Genomic DNA, 21,103 nt, shown 5'->3' on the forward strand with positions numbered 1-21,103 from the left:
AGACATTCCGAACGTCGGCGGCGCGCCACGAGCGGAAGTCGTGTTCTACGCGGCGTCAGCCTTCTTTCGCCGCCCGACATCTCCCAGCCGGTCGATGCGCAAGGTCGGCCCGTCCGGAAACCGCGCCACGATCTCAAGGCTGCCGCCGGCGGCCTCGACATAGCCCTTGAGCGTGCTCAGCAGCAGATCGGCGCGCTTCTCGAGTTTTGAGACACCGGCCTGATCGGTGTGCAGCCGCGCGGCCAGAGCCGCCTGACTCAGGCGGCGCGCCTTACGGAGCTCCTTGAGGCCGACATATTCGGCCATCACCTCGCGGCTACGCTTTGCGATCGCGGCCTGCTCGTCGGCTGGGAGTTTGGCCAGCGTCTCATTCCAGGAGGCGGTCATCGTTTTGGCCCTCTCTTCGATGGTGGTGGCACGGTCAGCGTCGCGAGATGGTCGCGATACCGCTCGTCGGCGATCGGCAGATTGACCTCATAGAAGCGGCCGTCACCGCCCTTGTTGCCGCCGACCAACAAGATGGCTGAGCGTCTAGGATCGAAGGCAAAGAACACCCGCCAGGGATCGCCACCGATCTGGATCCGCAGCCCTTTCATGTTCGGATAGACCGAACCCTTCAGCGTGTCCGCATGGGCCCTGCCAAGCGTCGGTCCGACCTGCTGCAGCAGGTTATCTTGACCGCGATTTCTACCCGAACAGATTCCAGAACCAGCTCTCGAATTCAGCGACGGATTGAACAGCCCAGACCATACGCTCGGTATGCCCTAAAGTGCATTATGCCGTCAAGTGCATATGCCTGCCTCGTCACATGATCCCCCATGCCCGGTAGCGCTTGCGGCCGCTGAGTTCGCGCGGCAGGCTGCCGCCGAGCTGCTTCAGCATGGCCTCGACCGCCTGCGGTGTGACCTGCAGTCGCGCCGCCGCCAGTTGCACCGTGACCAGTGGCGAGGACACGAACAGGTCGACGAGCTCGCCGAGTTTCGAATTCCCCCGCCTCCCTTCACACCTCCGCAGCATCAAGGTCCTAGCCAGCGACAGCCGATCGAGATCCCCCTGCCCGAACGCCGCCGCCTCGCCAAAAGCAGCGAGCAGCCCGGCGATCCGGGCGCTGAGCGCCAAATGCGGGCTCCACCTGAACTTTCCCCGTCTCAGCCCAACCCCGACTGTTGGCAGATGCGCCTGCGCCAACTGGCGCTGTCGCAACACGGTCGCCGCGAGCGCGAACCCGAGCTCGCCGGCGCGTTCCGACGGCTCGAGCCACAGCCACGCATCGAGCGCGGCCGCGGCTGCGAGCGCCGCCGGCAGCCCCCTGCCCTCCTCCAGGATGTCTTGCCACCGCGCGAACCGCCCGGCGGCGTCATAGGTGGGATCGCGTAGCGTCAGGTTTTTGCGGCCCTCGTCGGAGGAAAAATCGTTCCATGCGTCGAGTTTTTTTCGCGACCGGACCAGCAAGGCGTCGATTTCGGCGAAGGCCGGATCGCCGAGCCCCTCCTCATCCTCCAGGCCCAAATCATCCTCGCCGGCGGGGTCTTCATCGTCGTCATCCCGTTCGATCCGGTCCCAGGGGGCCACGACCTGTATCGCGGTCCCGGGCGCGGTCGTCACCCTGTCCGTCCGATCCGATTCCTCTGATCCTGCGATCCCGAGCCGCTGCCGCAGGGCCGTCGGGCTCAAGATAGCGGCGGGCTCGCGCCGGGCCAGGCGCCGGCGCTCGTCCAGCATGGTCGCGGCGCGGGTGATCTCGCGGGTCGGGCTGCGCACGTCCATGCCGGAATCGTGCAGGACGAGATCCTCGAGCGGACAGAGCCCCCCAGAGAGCCCGACCAGGGCTTGAGCCTCAAAAGCGTGGCCGCGCTGGCGCGCGCCATCGGCCAGGACGGGCTCGGCCCGAAGCAACCGCTCATCAAAGCGGACGAGCGCGATCGCCGCGGCTTCAGCGGCTGCGGCGCAGTTCGAAACCAGGACTTGGCGGCTCGCCCGAGAGAGTTCGTACCCGACTGAATTCACATCCATCTCTATATCATAGCCAATCAAAATTGCCATTAGCTTGCTTCACATCGATACCCGCTTTCGAACCAACATCACTATCGATAATTACCTCTTATCGATAATCATGGACACGCCTGCGGAAATCGGCGATTTTCGCGCTCGAAAAGCTCGCCGACGACGTCAGCCGAGCATCCGGTCGACGAAAGCGGCCCGTGTAAGCCGCACCAGGAGCCTCCGTGACATCGACATTCCTGCTCTCGGCCGAGACCGAAACGCGGCGCGCCCTGCAGCTCGACGCGCTCGCCGGGATTTTGCCGCTGGAGCGGCGCGATCAGCTCGCCAAAATCCTGACCGACGACGATGTCGCGACGCTGCGCCACCTGGCCCAGGAAGGGATGGGCGAGAATTCGTTGCGCGCGCTCGCCTCGGATCTGGCCTATCTCGAAGCCTGGGCGATCGCAGCAACCGGCTCGCCCCTGCCCTGGCCGGCGCCGGAAGCGCTGACGCTGAAGTTCGTCGCGCAGCACCTCTGGGATCCGGCGCAACGCGAAACCGATCCCGCGCACGGCATGCCCGACGCGACCGCCGCAGCCTTACGCTTGGACGGTCATTTGCGCAGCGACGGTCCCCACGCGCCCTCGACCGTCAAACGCCGGCTCGCCCACTGGGCGACGCTGCACCGCTGGAAAGGTCTTACGGGCCCGTTCACCGCGCCATCACTGCGGACGGCGGTGCGTCTGGCGGTGCGGGCCAGCGCCCGGCCCCGCCGGCGCAAGAGCAAGCGCGCCGTCACCCGCGATATCCTTGACCGCTTGCTTGCGACCTGTCGCAGCGATCGCTTGAGCGACACGCGCGATCTGGCGCTGCTGCTGATAGCTTTTGGCTCAGGCGGTCGTCGCCGCAGCGAAATCGCACGATTGCGCGTCGAACAGCTTTCGGAGGAGGCGCCGGTCCCGCTCGATCCCGAGGATCTCAATTCCCCGCGCCTGCCCTGCCTGGCGATCACGCTCGGTAGAACCAAGACGGCAATGGCCAATGACGATGCGCGCGTCCTCATCGTGGGGCCGCCGGTCGAGGCCCTGCGCGAATGGCTCGAACGCGCCAATATCAGCAAGGGCGCGGTGTTTCGGGCGATCGACCGCTGGGAGGGTCTCTCCGACCGCGCCCTGACCCCGCAGGCGGTCAACCTGATCCTTAAGCGCCGCTGTGCTCAGGCCGGGCTCAATCCCTGGGAATTTTCCGCCCACGGCCTGCGCTCCGGCTACCTGACCGAGGCCGCTCGCAACGGCGTCTCGCTCCCCGCGGCGATGCAACAGTCACAGCACCGCTCGGTGCAGCAGGCGGCGTCCTACTACAACGACGCCGAGCGGCAATTCAGCCAAGCCGCCCGCCTGGCACTTTGAAACGTTGAGTCGACGTGGTCGGCGCGAGCTCTGTCAGGCTCAGCCGAGATGGACGGGCACCTCGCCCGGAATGCCGCTGCGAGCGACCCCAGCGACTCATCCCCGACCCATGGCCGATTCCCGGCGCTGGTGAAGCCTCATAAATGACCGCTGGGGGCATTTAAGTGCTTTGCCTCACCACCCTAGCCGCCACATACCCGAAGGGCACTCAGCGAGGCTCCTACGAGGTCGACTTTTCGCCTCCGGCCGAATTTGCGCGCTTTCGGAATACCCGACTTAGCGGAGCAGCGGCAGCACGATGGTCGCAGCAATCGCCACGGCGATGGCACTCCGAATGAGGATGCCGTTGATGCGAGCCATAGAGGCTTCCGAGCTGTCAGGCGTACGCATAATCTCGCCTCCCTCTCTGCCCAGCTTCGGTCTCATCCCGGCCTCGTGCAATCGGGATTGTCGACAAACCGGCAGACTCTCCTCTCGTGTGGCTAGGCAGCAACGCGGCCAGCTCCCTTCCTCCTCCCACGACGATCCGCTCGCGGAGCGAACGAGGCAGCCTGCCGCAGGGTCTGAGGGCTCCTCTCGGGCCCGAGAGGAACGATCGCGCAGCCTTGTTTGCCCATCGCGCTGAATGCTAAACGCCCAACCCGGCCGGTAGCTCAATGATTAGAGCTTGCCGCTCATAACAGGGCCGGTGCCGGTTCGAGTCCGGCCCGGCCTACTATGCCATTCTAAAAAGCGGCGGCCCCAACATCGGGAGCTTTCCGGCTATGCCCCCTCGTTCGTCACCGAAGCTGCTACGACGCCGTAGCCACGTCGGGTCTTCCGAAGGAGCCAGTCCTGCAGTGCCTCGGCAGCGGCTTCTTGATCCCCGTAGAGATCCAGTCGCCGCCGACCGGAACAGCCCCGGCGCCCCCATTCGCGTACAAGCGCGACATCGCCAAATAGTGTGGGCTCAATCGCAAGGACATAGAACCGGGCCATATTCTGCGCTGGATCGGATCGGTCCAACACCAGCATCTGCAAGCGCGGCACGTCTTTGGCGAAGGAGCTGTCCATGCGCGCATCTCGCGCTCTTGGCAGACACCCGTCCAACGCAAAGGATGAATCAATCTCGCGTTGACGATTCACATCATTGATGAACCGCGAGGCGTCCTGCAGAACCTCGCCCTCGCCGCGAGGTCAGATCCCGGATTTGGCGCGCAGGTCCTCGACTGTCGCCGCGCTCACGAGCTCGGCTTGCCCCACCAGCACGCCGCCCTTCATCACCGAACAAGCCGTCACACCCGGACGTGTCTGGATATCCCGGTAGCGGCGAAGCGCCTCCACCGCAGAAGGGGCAGCTTCCTTGACCTTGCTACCCCGGATCGTGGCCTTGATCTGAAACACGTCTATTCCTTTGAAACACCGAAACTGCAGCACCAAGAGCCCGCCTCAGCCGCATCGTTCATGGGAGCTGGCGGCGCCGATATCGAATCGACCGCCTTGCAACACAAGAGGTCATCCGAGGCGATATCAGATCCGGATCAAATTGGCGTCGGTATAAGGCTTGAAGTCGCGGTCGACCTCGCTAGGGGCGGTGCCGCCTCCGCACTCCTTGGCGAGCAAGTAGCCACGGACATCCATCAGCCCAGGTTCGAAGCCGGACAGCATCAGCTCCATTGGCGCTTTCCCATTGAAGGGGTTTTCACGATTGATGCCTCGGAGCCGTTTCGAGCCCTCGTCGTTAGTCTCCTCCAACAGACGGAGGGATTTATAAATCCCGAGCACCGCCGAAATCCGCAATAGGACGTCGGTTTCAAGGGTTAGAGGCTCGTCGGCGCGGGCAGTATCAGACCAGGTCTGAAATGCGTCCGATGGGGGCATACCCAGGAGCGTTCGGATCTCGGCAACATCGAGCTCCCAGACGGGCGCGACATTGAAGAGCGTCCGTAAGCCAGGCCCGCTCGCCCGGGCCCGGTTTTCCGGACTGGCGTCGATCGGCGCCGGCGGCTTCCAATTCATCGAGCAAACCTCATCACCATAGGCCCGTTGTCCCAGTCTATTGTCAGCGACGGCTCGCACATGTCAGCGATCCACGGATGCGCTATGCTCGTTTCGGTTCACGCCGGCGGCTTCCGATCAACGCCATCAGCATCGGTCCGATCGAAAATTCGTTGGCTTCCGCTTTCCGTGTCAGGCCGCGCAGATAACCGCCCGCGCTCGAGATCGCTTCCCCGCGCTGCAGGATTGCCGCAACGACAATCGAGGCTTCGGTTTCGCCCATCGCATTCTGGGCATCAAGCCAAGCGCTCGGGCTGATTCCGAGCATCGATCGCACCATCGCTGCCGTCACCAGGAAATCTCGCCAGTTCGAAATCCCGCCCCGAGCGTAATCGATGATGTCCGGGCAGGCATCGAGGACCATTCCTAACGGGAACGGCCGTTCGGTCATCCTCCCCGGATCACGATCGATCTCGACCTCCCCACCCCTGCTTTCTGGAAAGCGAGGTTCAAGATCAGTAGAGAGGTCTGGATTTGAATTCTGTTTGTGACGCTCAGAATGAGACTCATTGCCGCTTAGATTCTGAGTTTTTGTGTGAAGCTCCAATAGGTTGAGGATCTCATCCGCCAGCATCGACATCTCATCGGCGATTGGCTCCAGAACCTCGCGCGACGCAGTGCGCGGAATCCGGTCTATAATCGCCCGATAGAGCGTATGAATCTCCTGCCAGGTCGACGGCCCTTGGCCCGCCTGATGTGCCGGGACATTCTCCTCGATCGCGGCAGCGATCATCTTGGCGATGTCCCGCCGGCAGATGGTGATGCGCTCGCGCACGAGCTTCAGGGCGCGCTCATCGAGCCTGACGTCCTCGGCCGCACTCTCGATCTCGGCAGAACGAACAACCAAAGGCGACAGATCGAAGCCGAAGGCGAGCTCGATATCCCCTCCCCTCCCCTTCCGTGCGTAGCGCTTCCCGTTCGGACTATCCCGCCGAATGATGAGACCGGCATCGACGAGCACCGCTAGATGCCGCCGCAAGGTGGCCGGCGACATTCCGTGCGCTCTTAGCGCCAGTTGCTGGTTAGAGGGGAAGACGACAAGTTGGTCGCCTGTCAGCACTGTCTCTGGATGAAAGGTCAACAAGGCATCGAGCACAGCCAGGGCGCGCTCGTTCACGCCCAGCCGTGCCTTGGCCGTGCAGACATCCCGGAATAGATTCCATTTATGGACCGCCTTATCGGGCGACCGTTCCTTCGCGAGCGCTTGAGTTGCCACATGGGCAAGCGTCAGCGTCCGCCGCCCAAAGGGCGTCGATGCAGCGTGATTCACCACGTTCCTTCACCTATGGTTAGGCAAAAGAATCCCGCCCGCCAAAATGGCGTTTCGTCTCCAAGAGACTCTTGACGGCGATTCGAGGAAGTGCGATTCTCAGGTCACCACACGAGAGAAGGGCTTCCGGGACACCGTTTCGGGGGCCTTTTTCTTTTGCTGGATTGGTTCGCTCACCGCGCGAAGATCATCGTTCCGACCTTGCGCAGCGAATGGTTCTGTCTTTTCCCTCCTGCTTCAAGCTTGTCACCTGACAAGGTTTCCATATTCAGCGTCCGCGGCGTGTCGCCTCAAAACGCTTCATCAACTCTGGCAACTCGGCGCGAAAGAACGAAGCGAACTCGTTCGCTGAATGAGCATCGACCTTCAGCCGAATCTCTCGGCTACCAAACAGCGCCTTGCCCACACTCCGCCCATCACTGGCCATCAGATCGAGAGCCTGCTTCTCTAAGGGCTGCTTGGCGGCAGACACCGCGCCTAAAACCAACTGAAATCTGACGTCGGAGGGTTCCGCGCGAACCTTGTCAGCTGACAAGGTTTCTCGAGCTACGGCAATTTGGGATGGGGCCTTAGCAAGCTCAGCCGCCAACTCAAGCCATCTCGGACGCCCAACCTTCGGGGCTCGCCCGATGGCGACAATTAAGTCCCCAGGCAAGGCTCTCCATACCGACCGCATCTTCGCCAACTCCGCGTCATCGATGGCGAGCGCACCCCGAATGTCTCGGGCTCGAACACCGGCAGCCTCCATCCGACTCGCGAAAACCGCACGCTCGACCCAACTCAGATCCTGCCGGCTAGCGTTCTCCAAGCCCTGCGACACGACGAGCTCACCGTCGTCCAGGTCTCGGATAATGGCCTTTACCGGAACGCCGAGTTCGCGAGCGGCACGTACACGGCGATGGCCGTAGACCACTTGGTAGCGTCCAGGCGTGTCGGGATGACGTCGGACCTGAACCGGAACCCGCTGACCATCCTCGGCAAGCGACCGCTTGAACTCCTGAAAATCAGCGTCATCGTCGTCGGGAAGGCGATCGGGAAAGGGTGAGGGGTCAATGCTGCTGGAATCGAGCTCCACGATTCCACCGACCCCGGAATCCACAATCGCCTGGAGTCGATCGCGCTCTTCTCGGATGTCCGAGAGGGTCCGCTGCGTAGCTCCAATCACGCCCGCAGGAACCCGCGGAGCTGGCGGAGTAAAATTCTCAGACGCAGTGTCAGAACGCCTGCTCTCGCTTTCCGCTTCCGATGCCGTCTGAGACAACAGCCCGAAGCTCGCCACGATTGATTGACGCGCGGGTTTCTTCATCGCCGGCCCCAACTCTCGTTGATGAGATCGACAATCCCTTCATTGACTGCGTCAAACGATTCGCGAGCGCGCTTGAACGCCTCGCGTCCGATCTCTCCTGCCTCCAGTTCATAGATGCTTCTCTTCACCAAGCCCGCGGCCTCAACGGCAGTACTTTCGACGGCCGCCGGCACCAAGACGTCATCGGGGAACAACATCCGGAGCATCGAGACGATCTCAGTTTGCGGCTTGTCGTATGGATTGTGGCGCGTGATGAGATAGCGGAAGAAATCTTGGCGCATCGAAGCTCGCTCACGCGAAATGACGTCGATGAGATCGCCCATCATCAGCAAGAACTGACCCATCGACGCCACGTCGAGCATCGCGGGATGGATCGTTATGATCATTCCTGTTGACGCATAAATCGCGGCCAGCGTCAGGTACCCGAGCGATGGCGGCGTATCGAGAACGACCACGTCATAATCGTCCTCGACTTCCCGAATAGCCAGCCCGAGCCTCTCGAAGAAGAGCGAATCGGCTTTTCTGGCTTGAGCCAGCATGCGGGGCGTTTCGTACTCGAACTCCATCACTTCCAGATTGCCCGGTATGAGATCGACGCCCGGAAAGTAGGTTTTCCGGATCACGTCTCGCAGCGGGCGGCGGAGCTCGTCATATCGAAGAGCGGCCCAAACTGTCTCATTGGCAGCAACGTCCATTTCGGGCTGCGCGCCGAACATGGCTGAAAGCGAGGCCTGCGGATCGAGGTCAATCGCGAGAACTCGATACCCATGCAGCGCCAAATAGTGCGCAAGGTGCACGCTGGTCGTCGTCTTAGCCGAGCCGCCCTTGAAGTTGGCAATGGCCAGGATCTGCAAATGCTCCCCCCGCCGCCGATGCGGAAGAAAGCGAAGAGCTTCGGAGGGCTTCTGCGCGCCAAAGAGCTGCCTCAGCTCGTTGACCTGAGCGAGAGTGTAGGCTCGGTGATTGTTTTCCAGGCGAGCGGGCAGGGGCCCCTTGCCCTCATTCGACATAAGCTTCAGCGTCGAATCGGGAATCGAGGTGAGCTTCGAAACCTCATTCGTCAAAAAATGACGGAGGCTCTTCTGCGCGTGCGGCGGGTACATGCGTTCGCGCAGCGCATTTAGCTGCTGCGAAAGGACCCGCGCGTGCTTCCAAACGCGCTCGGCAGGTGCCAGCGACGGTATGGATTTTTGCGCCACGGCTTCGGGCATTGGCGTAAGAATTCCTCTTTGTCGGGCAAAGGCCGCTTTATCGGCCTTCTCCCGATAAGCTACGCCATGATTCTAGCTGTCGGTCCAGAGATTTAAGGTTAACGACCTGTTGACGACCAAAGATATTTGGCCAGTTTGAATGCCATCCACGCAGCAAAGGATCACCGCATCCCATCGAAGGATCAAAACGCCGCTGCTTCTTCCTGCGGCTCAATGAACTTTGCCGAAGGGGAGGGGAGGGGTGGCGGCAAGCCCCAGCAGCACCAGACGTTCTGATTCGGCGCGGCGCCATCGTTAGTGGCCGTTGCGATCGCGCTCGCAATCGAAGAACTCGCCCTCTGCCGTGGCTATCGAGAGCAGCCGGATCGCGTATGAACCCTATACGGGGAAGGGGGCCTTCGAAACCCGCAATGGTCATTTGTGACAAGTGAGAGAAGGCTAGCCATGTGCCTCACTCGGCGCCGCTTTCAGCCGAGGAGCTTCACGATGCTTGTGGTCATTCCCGGCTCGGACATCGATAGGCATGGCGCCCTGATGGATCGGGTCTTCCGCTTCCGCCACTCAATTTTCGTCGACGAAAAAGCCTGGATAGACTTGCGCCGGCCAGATGGGCTTGAGCGCGATCAATTCGACGATGAGCATGCGGTCCACCATGTGTGCCTACGAGGCGACGAGATTGTTGGATATCAGCGGCTGCTGCCGACGACACGGCCCCATCTGCTGACGGAGGTTCTCGGCGACCTCTGTCGCGAGCAGCCGCCAACCGGACCGCGCGTCTTCGAGTGGACGCGGTTTTGCGTTGCGCCCGGATGGCGCGACTTTCGCCCGCGGCCCGACGGACCCTTCCTCGAACTCGTCCAGGGTCTTGTGGAATGGGGTTTGAGGCACCGGGTCGACACCGTCACGGTTGTGATCGATTGGCGCCTCATGGTCAAAGCGATGCAGTTGCGCTTCTTCGCTAGGCCGCTTGGGTTTCCGAAGAAAATTGGTCGAGACGAAGTTGTCGCGCTGCGCATGTCCTTCAATCGTGAAACCCTCGACACGATCCACGAGGCGCGCGGTTCCAAAACTTCCGTGGTTTCCGAGATCCCCCTCCCGACGGCGGCTTGATCTTCTGTTCGAGCAGGGAGCAGACGATGATCCGCATGACCGATGCGAAGGTCGTGGCCGGCGAGTTGCGCACCCGATATGAGCACGTGCGCGCCATCACACTGATGGGAAGAACCATGCAGAAGGCTCTGTTCGGTGGCCGGTCTGACGAGGTGGTATTCTGGGCGCTGGTTTACGCTTACTATTGTGACGAGGATCTTAGCCCCGCCGTCGATAAGCAGATTGATGCATTCGGACTGTTGATCCTAAGGGATCTCCTTGACCCGCCTGCGCCAAAGTAACAGCGTACCAAGAAGCGATACCACGACGCTTCGCCTCGCTCGGCGATAGGCACCGGCCTTTCTCCATGACGGCCATGTCGAATTGCAGTATGCCATGGGAGCTGAGCCAAAGTGTTGCGTCGGTATAGTGACTAGCGATCTCGAAGTGATAGCGAAGGTCTTGCCGAGCGCAGAGTTCGCAGGTTTCGATGGGTTGCTCGTGATCGACCGTGTCGTCAGTGAAGGACCATCCGTCGAACGCAGCCGGCAGGGTTCTCGTCACTGAAAGGGGAGAGAATGCTGTCAGGAAACCACTGCATGTACTCGTTCATGATGGTGTCGCCCGTTATTCAAAAGCGCTTATCTTAGCTGAACCACTGTTTAAGCCAAGCGCGAATTGCTTAAATAGTGCTGTGCTCACATAATGGGTCATGTCCGAACCATCTCCTAACCTCCGGCTAGGCCGCTTCATGTCAAGATCAGTAGCCATCAACCGCGATGGTCTTCAACCCAGCATCTTGACCAACCGCCTCCGCCAACGGGATAGTCGCGCTGCATTCGAGATGTAATACCAACGCCCTCAAGCGGTCTGCGATAATCTATTTGGAGCTTCGCCGGGAACTGAAAGACGCAAGCAAGGGCCCCGATTTCCGCGCGGTCAGGCTAACCCGACGAGATGGCACCGAAAGAAGCCAGCGGCTCGATAGCTACGGGCGAAACCAACGTGCCGCTAAACCTCCGTCGAGCGCACGATGACCGACGCATCGAAAGGGGAGGGTGGGTTGGCCGCGACCCCGATCGACGTCGGATAGTCGCCCGGCTCTGTGGGCGCTGGCACACAGCTCGTCATTGGATCACCCGTAAAGCAGGAGGCATCGTAGCCAGCGCCTTTGACCAGATAGGTACAGACGCTGACGCCGTTGCCGTCCTTGACGTTGCGCGCATTGCAGTCGCCGCTCGCGGCATAGTTGGCGAGCTTGCCGCCTTTGCCGCAACCGAATTGGCAGGCCATGAGGATTGCCGACTGGTCGATCGTAGCGCAGCGGCCGCCGGAGCAGACCTGCTGGCCGACGAGTGAACCCATGCCGTTCTTCTGGACCTGCGACCAGGAATTCTGCTGATAGCGCGTCCAGGCGGCGACCTGCGCCTGCGGGTCGTTGAGAAAGCTTTGGGCGCTGCCAGTGTAGTAGCGCTCGAAGGTTCCGGGACAGAACTGAAAGGCCCCCAGACAGCCATATTGATTGGTCGTACCGAAATTCCCCTCGGCCGCAGAGACCTTCGCCGCGAAAGGCGCGCAGTTCGCCGGGATGCCCGCGGCGATCAAACTCGCGGCGGATTCTCCGGCGAAAACGAGCGCCGAGGAGAGGCAAAGCGCGACGCCGGCTTCGAAGAGGGCAGGGCGCTTCATCATCGCTTGACCTCGTCGACGTCGAAGCGGAAATCGCCGTTCAGCAGCGTCTTCCCGTCGTCACTCAGCCGGAAAGGATTCCGGGCGAACTCGGCCTGCAGACCATTGACCGGCAGGCCGGCCAAGCGTGGATCGTTCGGGGGGATGATCTGGCGCATCATGTCGTCGACGAGCACGACGCGGCCGCCACCAGGCTCGAGGCGCAGCAGCCGGGTCGGGCAGATGGCGGGCGCACAATCGTCGTTCCAGATTTGCGAGATCAGGAATTCGCGGCCCATTGTGCGGAGCTGGTACTCGTGGATCGTCACGGGGCCGCCAGAAAGGGCCTCCCCTGTCCAGATCCCCTCGGGATCGACCGCAACGTTGCGATAGCTCACCTTGTAGGTGAAGTTCGCCTCGGCCGCATCGGACAGGTTCGCGATCGCGATGCTGGCGGCAGCCAGGGCGACAATCCCGAACAATCCTGGTCTCATGGGTCCCTCCTTGGGTGGTGGCTGCTCATGGGCGCACGAGCGGAATGTTGAAGGAGCAGCCGTCGACGACCCGGTGATTGACGACCATGCCGAGCTTCAGGCGCCTCGCGCCAACGTCATAGGCGCCGTAAGCGGCTGCGACAGACGGATTGATCGTGCTGTTAGCCTCGGGTTCGAGATAGCAGCCGCGACCGGCATCGAGTGTCTCGACGCGGATGCCGTTGTAGATCGCAATCCGCATCGGGCAGAGCTTGACCAGGACCTGCGCCTTGGCGTCGCGCAGCTTGGGTGAGCAGCCGAGCGCGGTGTTCAGCACCGTGAGGACGACCGATCGCTGCTCGCTCCAGATGACGAAATGCGCCGCCGTCGCCGGCGCATTGCCATCAACAAATCGCCGATCGCCGCGCGCCCTATAGGCTTCGTTGTTGGCGTCGAGCTGATCCTTCCAGATGTCGGCATAGGTCGCATTGCGCGGCGTTGGCCGCTGCAAGTCGGAATAGGCGAGGGGGCGCCACGCGCCCGGGTCCGGCGTTAGTGTCTGTGCCAGCAGCGGCGCGGTATTCACCGGGTTCAGGGCCAGCGCGATCAGGACCGGCATGCGGTGCCGGCGAGCCGAGCCGTGCGGCGGGCCCCTGTATTCGCTGTCCCTTCTCCCGATCGCAGCCAGATCAGCCATCACCGGCTCCTATTGGTATCGAGACCGGCCAGGTAGCCACCGCCAGATATCGCGGGGCGAACCCTCCCGATCCCGCCAGGCGACGGGCGCGCGCGGCGGATCGAGCGGCTGCATCGTCCAGGCCGAGCGGTGGTAGTAGACATTCACCGTCTCGCGCCGCAGCCGTCGGCCATCCCCGTCGAGCAAGTCTGTCGCGCAATGAACGACGGGGCCGCGATAGCGGGTCACCCGCGCGGTCTGCGCGTCGACGGCGCCCGGCTTGCAGCCGAACAGGCGTACTGCCGAAGGATACGAACGGCCTGGAGCGGCCGCGTCGATCCATCGGAGATAGGCGGCATTGGCGTCTGCTTGCGTGGGGTAAGGGAAGCGCTCCGTCAGGATCGGCGCAAAGGTCGAATTGTCGGGCGCGTATTCGAGCCTTCCGGGAACGACATGCGCCGGCGTCTGCAACGCGTGCCGTCCCAGGGCCGTTTCCGTGGCGATCGATGGCACCGGCTCCGGGGCCGACGTCGAACATCCGGAGACCGCCATCGCGAGCGCGATGATGGACCACGTCGAGCGCACCATCATGGCATAGCCTCGCGCCCGACAGCCCGAGCTCCGTCGGGCCAGCGCGCCCGCCAGTCCCAGGGCATCTCGAACGTGCTCGACCACAGACCGCGGTAGGCCTTGCGTGCCTGCTGTTCGGCCTGGCCATAGCTTGGCGGGACTTCCCGGTCGTTCCTGGCCGAGGGAGTCAGAACCGCGACGCCCTCGCGCAGCATTGAAGCTGCGAGATCCGGATGATGGGCGGTGGCGCAGCGCGCGAGGCGCTCGTCGCCCTCTTCGCGGATCACGGCACAGGCGAGCCAGCGGTTGAGGGTCGCGTTCACCAGCCAGGCCGCCGCAACCGTTCCACAGGGCCAAGCCTGGCGCTCCAGAGTCGCGATCTGGCCGGGCGCGCAGGTCTCGATGCCATGGAGTCGAAAGACCGCCTTCGTCTCGATGTCGCGGAACCGGGTGCCGTCGATGACCTCGACGCGCAGGGGCGGCGACTGCGCCGGCAGCTTTGGACGATAGATTCCGGTGCTCGAGGCCTGCGCCAAGCACGGCGCGACAAAAGCGAGCGCACTGAGGCAGCCGACGCCGGCTTCACGCAGCCGCGCCATTGCGAGATTCCCATATCGAGCTCGAGGCGGCAATCCGAAGTCTCCTGATGGAACGATCAGCGTGGTGACGGCATGCCGATCGAATGCGAGCTGTCCTCACGCAAACCGCGCAGGATGACGGCATTGGGGTCGGGGAGATCGGGAAAGGCCCAGAGGCCGGCACGGGCTTGTCGGGCGATGCGCTGGGCCACGAGATAGGGTTCATGCACCGGCTTGCCGTCCGGCTTCAGCGCGGCAAAGGCGAAGCCCGTGGCGATCAAGGCCGTGCCGAGATCGATCCGCGAGCCTGCGCCCGATCCTTCGCTGCGCGCGGCGATGCAGAAGACGAAGACCGTGCGGCTCTGTGGCAGTGCGGCCGCGTCATGGCACTGCGGCTTCAGATCGCGGGTCAGTGCGACGAGCATGGCAAGCGACGCTTCGCCGCAATCTCGGCGGATGCCCCGAGCGTTTGTGAAACTGGTGCCCCGCAGACAGGACTGCACGCCGTAGAGGCGATAGGTCGTGCCCGCATCGGACCAGCTGTCGCCGGTGAGATACTGCGCCTGCGCCGGAATCGGGAACCAGCGTGACGCCGTCTGCGCCGACGCGCTGGCGGTCGCGAGGATCGCCATCGCGATCGCGACGGATTTCGCTCGCCTCATCTCAATAGCCCTGCAGCGAGAAGTAGAAGCGCTGGGCGCCGTTCGCCGTGACGATGTCGACGAAATACGGTTCGCTGCGCGTCGCGCGCGGGGTCGTCGGATAGCGCGTGCGGCAGCCCGCATCCGTCGAGCAGTCCTGCCGCGGTTTCGACAGGTCGGCGCAGAGATTGCCGTGAGGGGTTTCGGTTAGTGCCATCCCGGCATCGTCCCCAGCCAGGACAGGCGTCTGGCCAGCGGAGCAAGCCTGATAAGGCTCATAGCCAAGGCCGCTGGCGCGGGCTTCCGGGCAGTTCGGCCAACTCCCACCCTTGGCGAGAATCCGAAACAGGGTCTGCATGACCGGCACGCAATAGGGGATGCTCGGCCAGCCCGGCGAGGTTGCGGCCGAGCAGAGCAGCACCTTGCAGCCGAATGAAGCGTCTTGGCCTGCCGCGGGGCCGACCAAGAGCGACCCGCATGCACTAAGCATCACCATCATCCGAACAGCTCTCACGCGTTCCTCCGCGATCGGGGTTGACCAGTTCGTGCCGAAGCAGCTATGTCTAATATCTATTATAATAGATGTTAGATTGGAAGAGCCGAGAGATGCGGATTCGAGGCCTGACAGTCGGATTAACGATCTTCGCCATCGCCCCCGCGGGCGCCCGCGCGCAGGAGCGTCCACCGCCGCAGCTGGCCACCGTCGATGCGTCGGGGCGTGTGATCCCGGTGTCGCCGATACCCGCACCAGCCGCACGCAGCGACAGAGCGCGAGCCACGCCGCCCTGCTCCATCGACAAGGCGTTGCCTGTGGCGGAGGCGCGCGCGCTGGTGACCCGTGTCGCCATGGAGGAGGACTTTTATCCCGACTTCGTGCTCGCGGTCGCCAAGATCGAGAGCCGGTTCAATTCGGTGGCGATCTCCGAGAAGGGCGCCTTCGGGCTGATGCAGCTCATGCCGGAGACGGCAAAGCGTTTCCAGGTCGATCTCTGCGACCCGGTCGGCAATGTCCGCGGCGGTATCCGCTTCCTGCGCGCTCTGCACGAGAAGTACCGCAACCCGTTCTACATCCTCGCCGCCTACAACGCCGGCGAGGATGCGGTCGAGAAGAACCGCGGCGTTCCGGCTTATCCGGAGACCGTGCGTTACGTCGCCGAGGTCATCAACGACTTCTACACATTGCCCGCGCCCGGCCGCACGGTCGCCGGCAGATCTCCGTCGAAGGCACCGCCAGGCGCCGGCTGGAACGACGGCTTCGTCATGCACATCGACTGAATGGAGGCACCGATGATCCTGTCGCCTACCTTGCGTACCCTTGCCGGCACCGTTCTCGCCGGCACCGTTCTCGCACTGACCGCCAACGCCGCGTCCGCCCAATCCGGCGGCACCCTGCAACCGGTCCAGTCGACCCTGCAGCAACTGGTCTCGACGATGACCGGACCGATCGCGACCTCGCTTGCGACGCTCGCGGTGATCGCCTGCGGCTTCTTCGCCTGGACCGCGCGGCTGACCTGGGGCATCGCCGGCAGCGTCATCTTCGGCATCGTGCTGGTCTTCGGCTCCGCCCAGATCGTCCAGTTCTTCCAGTCGGCAGTCGGCCAATGACGGGTAGCGAGCTCGAGGATCCGATGATCACACCTTTGGTCAAGGCGCTGACACGGGCGCCTACGCTGATGGGCGTGCCTTACATGTATTTCATGCTGAACGGCGTCGTGACCAGCGTCTGCTTCCTCGTCTCGCACAATCTGATGATGCTGCTCGTCGCAATCCCGCTGCATCTGCTCGGCTTCGTCATGACGCTGCGGGACGATCGGATCTTTGAGATCCTCTTCGTCAAATCAGCGAAGTGCCCGCCGCGTTCACGCTCCTTCTGGAGCGCCGACAGCTACAGTGTCTGAGGTGGCGTCGTGGTCGCCCGCGCTCTGCTCGATGAACTGACCTTCGGCGCCATCGCGCGGCGCGAACGCCCGGTTTCCTCGCATGTGCCCTATACCAGGCATGTCGACGACCATATCATCCGCACGCGCGACGGTCTGGTCCTGACCATCTTCAAGCTCGAAGGCTATTCCTTCGAGACCTCCGATCTCAGCGAGGTCAATGCACGCCTGCTCGGCCGCAACGACGTCGTGCGCACGTTGGCGAATTCTCGCTTCGCCCTCGTTTCCCATATCGTGCGGCGCGAGGTTCAGCCCCGGATCGACTCCAGCTTCGACAATCCGTTCTGCCGGGAGCTCGACGAACGCTATAATGCCGCGCTGTCGAAGCGGCGGATGTTCGTCAACGATCTCTACCTGACGCTCGTCCGCCGCCCGCTGCAGGGCCAGGCAGGTACCTTCGAGTTCATGCTGGCGAAGCTGCTCGGCCGCAAGGACGAGTCAGGCGCATCGGTTGCGCAGCAAACAGCGCTGAGCGAGTTGCGCGACGTCGCGACCGCGATCCGCGAAAACCTGTCGGGCTACGGCATCCGGCAGCTCGGCGTCGTCGATCGCGAGGGCGTCTGGTTTTCCGAACCGCTCGAGTTCCTGGTCCAGTTGCTGAATGGCGGCCTGCCGCGGCCGATGCATCTGCCGCGCATGGATCTGGCAGAGGCGCTGGCGATGAAGCGCATCTTTTTCGGCCGCAACGCGATCGAGCTGCGCGGTGCCGGCCCCACCGACACCCGCTTCGGCGCGATGGTCTCGATCCGCGAATATCCGGCCCAGACCGGGCCCGGCTCCTTCGACAATCTCTTGCGCGTCCCGCACGAATTCATCGCAACTCAGAGCTTTGCGATCGTCGACCGGCCGGAAGCGGCCAAGCAGATCGAACGTGTCTCCCGTCAGGTCGACATGTCGGACGAGGCCGGCTCGATCGTCGCCGAGCATCTCGACGACGCGCGCGACGAGCTCCTCGCCTCCGAGGCGATCTATGGTGAGCATCACATGACGGTGATGTGCCTTGGTCGCGATCTCGCCGAGGTCGGCGCGGCCGTCACAGCGGTCGGCGCAGCTCTCACCGATCGCTCGGTCATCTGGGTACGCGAGGATCTCAATTGCGAGCCGGCCTTCTGGGCCCAACTTCCCGGCAACTTCGCCTATATCGCCCGCAAGTCGATCCTCTCGTCGAAGAATTTTGCGGGACTGACCTCGCTGCACAATTATCCCAGTGGCAGGCCTGCGGGCAATCATTGGGGACCGGCGATCTCGGTCTTCGAGACGACCTCGCAGACGGCCTATTATTACAACCATCATATCCGCGACATCGGCAACTTCACCGTGCTCGGCCCGACCGGCTCGGGCAAGACGGTGTTCCTCTCGTTCATCGCGGCGCAGACCCAGCGGATCGAACCGCGGCCAAAACTCGTCTTCGTCGACAAGGATCGCGGCGCCGAGATCTTCATCCGCGCGCTTGGCGGCCGGTACGAGACGCTGGTGCCTGGCGAGCCGACCGGCTTCAACCCGCTCTCGCTGCCGGATACCGCACCCAATCGCGAATTCCTGTTCCAGCTCTTTGCCTTCATGCTGAGGCCGAGCAATGGCGGCGAGCTCTCGGCCTCCGAAGAGCAGGTGATCCGCAATGCGATCGCGGCTTCACTCGGCGCCGGCCCTGAAGGTCGAACGCTCAAAGCCTTCTCGACCCTGCTGCGCGGGCGGATCCGGGCGGGAGAGGGGGATCTGCTTGCCCGGCTCGAAAGCTGGATGCGGGCCGACCAGCGCGGCTGGCTCTTCGACAATGACGAGGACCGGTTCTCGATCTCGAGCGTGTTCGGCTTCGACATGACGCGGGTGCTCGACGATACCGTCATCCGCACCGCGGCGCTGATGTACATCTTCCATCGGACCGAGGAGCTTTTGACCGGCGATCCGGTCATGATCTTCCTCGACGAGGGCTGGCGCCTGCTCGATGACGATGTCTTCGCCCTCTTCATCCGCGACAAGCTGAAGACGATCCGCAAGCAAAACGGCATCATCGGCTTCGGCACGCAATCGGCGGCCGATATCGTTCGCTCGAAGTCGTCAAACACGCTGATCGAACAGACCAGCACTAACATCTTTTTCCCGAACCCGAAGGCCGACGACGACAGCTACGCCCAAGCCTTCCGCTTGTCCGGCCGCGAGATTGCCTGGATCCGCTCGACCGCGCCGGAAAGCCGCTCTTTCCTGATCAAGCACGGGCGCGACAGCGTCGTGGCACGGTTGAACCTCACCGGCATGCCCGATCTCATCAAGGTCTTGTCCGGACGCACCGAGACGGTGGCCGAGCTCGACGCGCTGCGCGCCCGCGTGGGTGACGACCCTACAACCTGGCTGCCGATTTTCCTCGGGAGGGAGGCTTCATGAAGCGGGTACGCCTCGTTATTGCGCTCGTGACTTCGCTTGCTGCGGCGCCCGCACTCGCGAATGTCCCGGTCAACGATGCCGCCCTGCTGACGAAGCAGTCGGAGACCGCCGGGACGACAGTCAAGCTCGTTCCGATCACGAGCCAGCGCAAGGAGGCCAACAAGGGGGTCAAATGCGCGCTGACGACGGGCAAGAAGGCCAACCTCACCAACCCGGCCGTGCAACCGCAGAGCGGTGACGGTGCCCGCAAGATCCAGGCCTACAGCCCGCAGAGTTCCGTCACGCCGGCTGCTGGTGCGAAGGGCGCGGCCCTCAACAACCAGACGCTCTTCCAGTCCGCCGGCAATGTCGTCGGTGGTCTCGATGCCAGCCGTTCGACCCTGCAGGCGGCGCAGAATGGCTTTCGCGCAACGGGTCAGCAGGTTGGCGCGACCGACACGGTGATGGCGTCCCTTGATGCAAACAGCGCGGCCCGGATCCAGAACAACCTCGCCTGGAACGAGGCGATCAACTCCGCGACTTTATGGGTGACGGCGCTGAATGCCCTCAATCTCGCGCGCAGCAGCGACGGAAGCCGCGCCGCCGGCGGGATGCGGGCAGGTGGCGCCACCCATCCGGCGGCAACGGGAACGGTCTGTCCGACTGGCACGACCGGTTCGGGGATCGCCCCCGATCCATGCCGCACCCCGTCGAGCTGTCGGTTGCCGGAAGCCGGTACTTCGGAAAATCCGGCCTGTGTCACGCCCCGCTATGTCGATGCTGCCGGCAACGTCCTGTTCTTCCTTGAGCAGATCCAGAACGCGGCCACCGCCGCCAACAGCCGATAAGGGAGAGATCGATGCGTCCCCGCTTGTTGCTCTCAGGCCTTGCGATCGCCATCGCGAGCCCGGTCTTCGCGCAAGTCCCGACCCGCGACGACGCCAATCTCGCCAAGGCCCAGGAAATCGCCTCGACGACGCGTCAGATCCTCGTCGCCGACCAGCAGATCATGCAACACACGCAAAGGACGCTGGCCGCAGTCACCGGAGACCGCTCGTCTCAGGCGCAAGGCTCGCTCGCGCAGATGGCGCTCGGCGGTGGCTTCTCCATGGGATCGGCCCCCTCACTCGGCTCGGTTATCTCGGGCGGGACGCTCTCCTTCGCCGGGATGGGCTCCGGATCGCAGAACATCGTGTCCTCGCTGATCAACGGGCTGCAGCTCGTGCAGACCATCACCGGGCTCGTCGGCGGCAGGACCCATCCGGTCGACACCGCCTACAAGAACTCGGTCAATGTCGCGGCGACCCTGTCAGGGCTGATCGATTCCACGCAAGGCGCGGTGAGGCAGCGTTCTCAGGCCTTCTCCCAAGGCGGTCAGGAAATCGGCAAGGCCCAGGATCTCAAGGGCAGCGTCGATCAGAACACGCAAGTTCAGATCCAGACCGGCCAGACCATCAATGAGCTCAGCGGCACGGTGAACACGGCCGCGGCCGCCGCCAACCAGGCCAATCTCGATCGCCTCGCGGCGGAATCGGCAGCGGCCCGCGCCATGAAGTTCACTCCATGACAGGCGACACCGGCAAGGTCGTGCTGTGGTGCCTCGGCGGGTTGGTCATCGCCTTCGTCGCGGCCGCCATCGGCTTCTCGACGGCTCGCTCCATCCGCCCCGCGACATCCGCCATCACGCAGAGTTCGGACGACGCAGCGAAGGGCGCCTCACGCGCCACGACGTTCACGCAACCGAAGGCGCTGAAACCGTGAAGGTCCTCCACAGGCTGACGACGCTCATGTTGTTGACCGGCCTTCTCAGCGGCTGCGCCTACAAGCCATTGAAGGCGCCGTGCGCCGCCGATGAGGACGGTTCCTCGATCGCCTCATACGCGGGAAGCGAACC

General features: G+C 63.2%; 26 protein-coding genes and 1 tRNA gene. 11 read left to right on the forward strand and 16 right to left on the reverse strand.

Annotation, left to right across the window (positions count from 1 at the left end):
• Positions 1-45: 45 nt before the first annotated feature.
• Genes GGC47_RS27075 through GGC47_RS27085 form a run of 3 tightly spaced genes read right to left on the reverse strand, consistent with a single transcriptional unit; the run spans position 46 to position 2,013 of the window.
• Positions 46-387, reverse strand: coding sequence for a helix-turn-helix domain-containing protein (locus tag GGC47_RS27075; protein ID WP_429069824.1), 342 nt, complete (start codon positions 385-387; stop codon positions 46-48).
• Positions 384-761, reverse strand: a complete 378-nt coding sequence (locus GGC47_RS27080; protein ID WP_429069866.1) for a type II toxin-antitoxin system RelE/ParE family toxin — start codon at positions 759-761, stop codon at positions 384-386. Before GGC47_RS27080 ends, GGC47_RS27075 begins: the two co-directional genes overlap by 4 nt.
• Before the next feature lie 43 nt (positions 762-804).
• Entirely contained in the window at positions 805-2,013 is a 1,209-nt protein-coding gene (locus GGC47_RS27085; RefSeq protein ID WP_429069826.1) for an RHE_PE00001 family protein, read from the reverse strand.
• Between the two features lie 212 nt (positions 2,014-2,225).
• On the opposite strand from GGC47_RS27085, the gene GGC47_RS27090 reads away from it, so the two are divergent.
• Both GGC47_RS27090 and GGC47_RS27095 read left to right on the forward strand, forming a co-directional pair.
• Positions 2,226-3,392: a tyrosine-type recombinase/integrase gene (locus GGC47_RS27090; protein WP_429069828.1), complete on the forward strand. Its 1,167-nt coding sequence runs from the start codon at positions 2,226-2,228 to the stop codon at positions 3,390-3,392.
• Positions 3,393-4,034: 642 nt separating this feature from the next.
• Positions 4,035-4,107: transfer RNA gene (locus GGC47_RS27095), tRNA-Ile, on the forward strand.
• Positions 4,108-4,154: 47 nt separating this feature from the next.
• Here the strand turns inward: GGC47_RS27095 and GGC47_RS27100 are convergent.
• From GGC47_RS27100 to repA, 6 genes are all read right to left on the reverse strand, one after another.
• Positions 4,155-4,445, reverse strand: coding sequence for a WGR domain-containing protein (locus GGC47_RS27100; protein WP_370955904.1), 291 nt, complete (start codon positions 4,443-4,445; stop codon positions 4,155-4,157).
• A gap of 123 nt (positions 4,446-4,568) precedes the next feature.
• Positions 4,569-4,775 (reverse strand): hypothetical protein, encoded by a 207-nt coding sequence (locus tag GGC47_RS27105; RefSeq protein ID WP_112761562.1) that lies wholly within the window; start codon positions 4,773-4,775, stop codon positions 4,569-4,571.
• 126 nt (positions 4,776-4,901) lie between these two features.
• Complete coding sequence (locus GGC47_RS27110; RefSeq protein WP_429069830.1) at positions 4,902-5,390, reverse strand: hypothetical protein; 489 nt, start codon at positions 5,388-5,390, stop codon at positions 4,902-4,904.
• 82 nt (positions 5,391-5,472) lie between these two features.
• Positions 5,473-6,702, reverse strand: a complete 1,230-nt coding sequence (gene repC, locus GGC47_RS27115; RefSeq protein WP_112761560.1) for a plasmid replication protein RepC — start codon at positions 6,700-6,702, stop codon at positions 5,473-5,475.
• A gap of 265 nt (positions 6,703-6,967) precedes the next feature.
• A complete protein-coding gene (repB, locus tag GGC47_RS27120) occupies positions 6,968-8,005 on the reverse strand; it encodes a plasmid partitioning protein RepB (protein WP_429069831.1) in 1,038 nt (345 codons plus the stop codon).
• Positions 8,002-9,216 carry a plasmid partitioning protein RepA gene (gene repA, locus GGC47_RS27125; protein ID WP_133565323.1) on the reverse strand — a complete coding sequence of 405 codons (1,215 nt, stop codon included), beginning with the start codon at positions 9,214-9,216 and terminating at the stop codon, positions 8,002-8,004. Before repA ends, repB begins: the two co-directional genes overlap by 4 nt.
• Before the next feature lie 486 nt (positions 9,217-9,702).
• Here repA and GGC47_RS27130 point away from each other — a divergent pair, with 486 nt between their 5' ends.
• Positions 9,703-10,326: an acyl-homoserine-lactone synthase gene (locus GGC47_RS27130; RefSeq protein ID WP_429069833.1), complete on the forward strand. Its 624-nt coding sequence runs from the start codon at positions 9,703-9,705 to the stop codon at positions 10,324-10,326.
• A 26-nt stretch (positions 10,327-10,352) separates the two neighbouring features.
• Complete coding sequence (locus GGC47_RS27135; protein ID WP_429069835.1) at positions 10,353-10,607, forward strand: hypothetical protein; 255 nt, start codon at positions 10,353-10,355, stop codon at positions 10,605-10,607.
• Positions 10,608-11,316: 709 nt separating this feature from the next.
• Here the strand turns inward: GGC47_RS27135 and GGC47_RS27140 are convergent.
• The 7 genes from GGC47_RS27140 to GGC47_RS27170 are packed head-to-tail and all read right to left on the reverse strand — an operon-like array spanning position 11,317 to position 15,332.
• Positions 11,317-11,997, reverse strand: coding sequence for an acyltransferase (locus GGC47_RS27140; RefSeq protein WP_429069837.1), 681 nt, complete (start codon positions 11,995-11,997; stop codon positions 11,317-11,319).
• Positions 11,994-12,455 carry a hypothetical protein gene (locus tag GGC47_RS27145; protein ID WP_429069839.1) on the reverse strand — a complete coding sequence of 154 codons (462 nt, stop codon included), beginning with the start codon at positions 12,453-12,455 and terminating at the stop codon, positions 11,994-11,996. Before GGC47_RS27145 ends, GGC47_RS27140 begins: the two co-directional genes overlap by 4 nt.
• A 37-nt stretch (positions 12,456-12,492) precedes the next feature.
• Positions 12,493-13,143, reverse strand: a complete 651-nt coding sequence (locus tag GGC47_RS27150; RefSeq protein ID WP_429069841.1) for a hypothetical protein — start codon at positions 13,141-13,143, stop codon at positions 12,493-12,495.
• Positions 13,144-13,152: 9 nt separating this feature from the next.
• Entirely contained in the window at positions 13,153-13,713 is a 561-nt protein-coding gene (locus GGC47_RS27155) for a hypothetical protein (RefSeq protein ID WP_112761555.1), read from the reverse strand.
• The gene (locus GGC47_RS27160) at positions 13,710-14,291 is read right to left on the reverse strand and encodes a thermonuclease family protein (protein ID WP_429069842.1); all 582 of its coding nucleotides are present in this window, start codon (positions 14,289-14,291) and stop codon (positions 13,710-13,712) included. Before GGC47_RS27160 ends, GGC47_RS27155 begins: the two co-directional genes overlap by 4 nt.
• A gap of 56 nt (positions 14,292-14,347) precedes the next feature.
• Positions 14,348-14,932: a thermonuclease family protein gene (locus GGC47_RS27165; RefSeq protein ID WP_429069844.1), complete on the reverse strand. Its 585-nt coding sequence runs from the start codon at positions 14,930-14,932 to the stop codon at positions 14,348-14,350.
• A gap of 1 nt (position 14,933) precedes the next feature.
• Positions 14,934-15,332, reverse strand: coding sequence for a hypothetical protein (locus tag GGC47_RS27170; RefSeq protein ID WP_429069845.1), 399 nt, complete (start codon positions 15,330-15,332; stop codon positions 14,934-14,936).
• A 389-nt stretch (positions 15,333-15,721) separates the two neighbouring features.
• On the opposite strand from GGC47_RS27170, the gene GGC47_RS27175 reads away from it, so the two are divergent.
• The 7 genes from GGC47_RS27175 to GGC47_RS27205 are packed head-to-tail and all read left to right on the forward strand — an operon-like array spanning position 15,722 to position 20,970.
• On the forward strand, positions 15,722-16,186 hold the full coding sequence (locus tag GGC47_RS27175; RefSeq protein ID WP_429069847.1) for a lytic transglycosylase domain-containing protein: 465 nt from the start codon (positions 15,722-15,724) through the stop codon (positions 16,184-16,186).
• A gap of 12 nt (positions 16,187-16,198) precedes the next feature.
• The gene (locus GGC47_RS27180; RefSeq protein WP_142021412.1) at positions 16,199-16,516 is read left to right on the forward strand and encodes a TrbC/VirB2 family type IV secretion system protein; all 318 of its coding nucleotides are present in this window, start codon (positions 16,199-16,201) and stop codon (positions 16,514-16,516) included.
• The gene (locus GGC47_RS27185; protein WP_429069849.1) at positions 16,513-16,809 is read left to right on the forward strand and encodes a VirB3 family type IV secretion system protein; all 297 of its coding nucleotides are present in this window, start codon (positions 16,513-16,515) and stop codon (positions 16,807-16,809) included. The genes GGC47_RS27180 and GGC47_RS27185 overlap by 4 nt, the downstream gene beginning before the upstream one ends.
• A 9-nt stretch (positions 16,810-16,818) precedes the next feature.
• The gene (locus tag GGC47_RS27190; RefSeq protein WP_429069851.1) at positions 16,819-19,230 is read left to right on the forward strand and encodes a VirB4 family type IV secretion/conjugal transfer ATPase; all 2,412 of its coding nucleotides are present in this window, start codon (positions 16,819-16,821) and stop codon (positions 19,228-19,230) included.
• Complete coding sequence (locus tag GGC47_RS27195) at positions 19,227-20,057, forward strand: hypothetical protein (protein WP_429069852.1); 831 nt, start codon at positions 19,227-19,229, stop codon at positions 20,055-20,057. The genes GGC47_RS27190 and GGC47_RS27195 overlap by 4 nt, the downstream gene beginning before the upstream one ends.
• A gap of 11 nt (positions 20,058-20,068) precedes the next feature.
• On the forward strand, positions 20,069-20,776 hold the full coding sequence (locus tag GGC47_RS27200) for a type IV secretion system protein (protein ID WP_429069854.1): 708 nt from the start codon (positions 20,069-20,071) through the stop codon (positions 20,774-20,776).
• Positions 20,773-20,970, forward strand: a complete 198-nt coding sequence (locus GGC47_RS27205) for a hypothetical protein (RefSeq protein WP_112761547.1) — start codon at positions 20,773-20,775, stop codon at positions 20,968-20,970. The genes GGC47_RS27200 and GGC47_RS27205 overlap by 4 nt, the downstream gene beginning before the upstream one ends.
• Positions 20,971-21,103 lie beyond the last annotated feature (133 nt).

This window comes from Allobosea sp. OAE752, from assembly GCF_050433265.1.
Taxonomy (GTDB): domain Bacteria; phylum Pseudomonadota; class Alphaproteobacteria; order Rhizobiales; family Beijerinckiaceae; genus Allobosea; species Allobosea spartocytisi.

What these genes read in the sequence shown, in the direction of transcription:
- GGC47_RS27205 (WP_112761547.1), top strand. Translation starts at nt 20,773, where the DNA reads ATGACAGGCGACACCGGCAAGGTCGTGCTGTGGTGCCTCGGCGGGTTG.
- GGC47_RS27135 (WP_429069835.1), top strand. Translation starts at nt 10,353, where the DNA reads ATGATCCGCATGACCGATGCGAAGGTCGTGGCCGGCGAGTTGCGCACC.
- repB (WP_429069831.1), bottom strand. Translation starts at nt 8,005, where the DNA reads ATGAAGAAACCCGCGCGTCAATCAATCGTGGCGAGCTTCGGGCTGTTG.
- GGC47_RS27100 (WP_370955904.1), bottom strand. Translation starts at nt 4,445, where the DNA reads ATGGACAGCTCCTTCGCCAAAGACGTGCCGCGCTTGCAGATGCTGGTG.
- GGC47_RS27165 (WP_429069844.1), bottom strand. Translation starts at nt 14,932, where the DNA reads ATGAGGCGAGCGAAATCCGTCGCGATCGCGATGGCGATCCTCGCGACC.
- GGC47_RS27180 (WP_142021412.1), top strand. Translation starts at nt 16,199, where the DNA reads ATGATCCTGTCGCCTACCTTGCGTACCCTTGCCGGCACCGTTCTCGCC.
- GGC47_RS27075 (WP_429069824.1), bottom strand. Translation starts at nt 387, where the DNA reads ATGACCGCCTCCTGGAATGAGACGCTGGCCAAACTCCCAGCCGACGAG.
- GGC47_RS27140 (WP_429069837.1), bottom strand. Translation starts at nt 11,997, where the DNA reads ATGATGAAGCGCCCTGCCCTCTTCGAAGCCGGCGTCGCGCTTTGCCTC.
- GGC47_RS27185 (WP_429069849.1), top strand. Translation starts at nt 16,513, where the DNA reads ATGACGGGTAGCGAGCTCGAGGATCCGATGATCACACCTTTGGTCAAG.
- GGC47_RS27150 (WP_429069841.1), bottom strand. Translation starts at nt 13,143, where the DNA reads ATGGCTGATCTGGCTGCGATCGGGAGAAGGGACAGCGAATACAGGGGC.
- GGC47_RS27085 (WP_429069826.1), bottom strand. Translation starts at nt 2,013, where the DNA reads ATGGATGTGAATTCAGTCGGGTACGAACTCTCTCGGGCGAGCCGCCAA.
- GGC47_RS27160 (WP_429069842.1), bottom strand. Translation starts at nt 14,291, where the DNA reads ATGGCGCGGCTGCGTGAAGCCGGCGTCGGCTGCCTCAGTGCGCTCGCT.
- GGC47_RS27130 (WP_429069833.1), top strand. Translation starts at nt 9,703, where the DNA reads ATGCTTGTGGTCATTCCCGGCTCGGACATCGATAGGCATGGCGCCCTG.
- GGC47_RS27195 (WP_429069852.1), top strand. Translation starts at nt 19,227, where the DNA reads ATGAAGCGGGTACGCCTCGTTATTGCGCTCGTGACTTCGCTTGCTGCG.
- GGC47_RS27155 (WP_112761555.1), bottom strand. Translation starts at nt 13,713, where the DNA reads ATGATGGTGCGCTCGACGTGGTCCATCATCGCGCTCGCGATGGCGGTC.
- GGC47_RS27200 (WP_429069854.1), top strand. Translation starts at nt 20,069, where the DNA reads ATGCGTCCCCGCTTGTTGCTCTCAGGCCTTGCGATCGCCATCGCGAGC.
- GGC47_RS27110 (WP_429069830.1), bottom strand. Translation starts at nt 5,390, where the DNA reads ATGAATTGGAAGCCGCCGGCGCCGATCGACGCCAGTCCGGAAAACCGG.
- repA (WP_133565323.1), bottom strand. Translation starts at nt 9,216, where the DNA reads ATGCCCGAAGCCGTGGCGCAAAAATCCATACCGTCGCTGGCACCTGCC.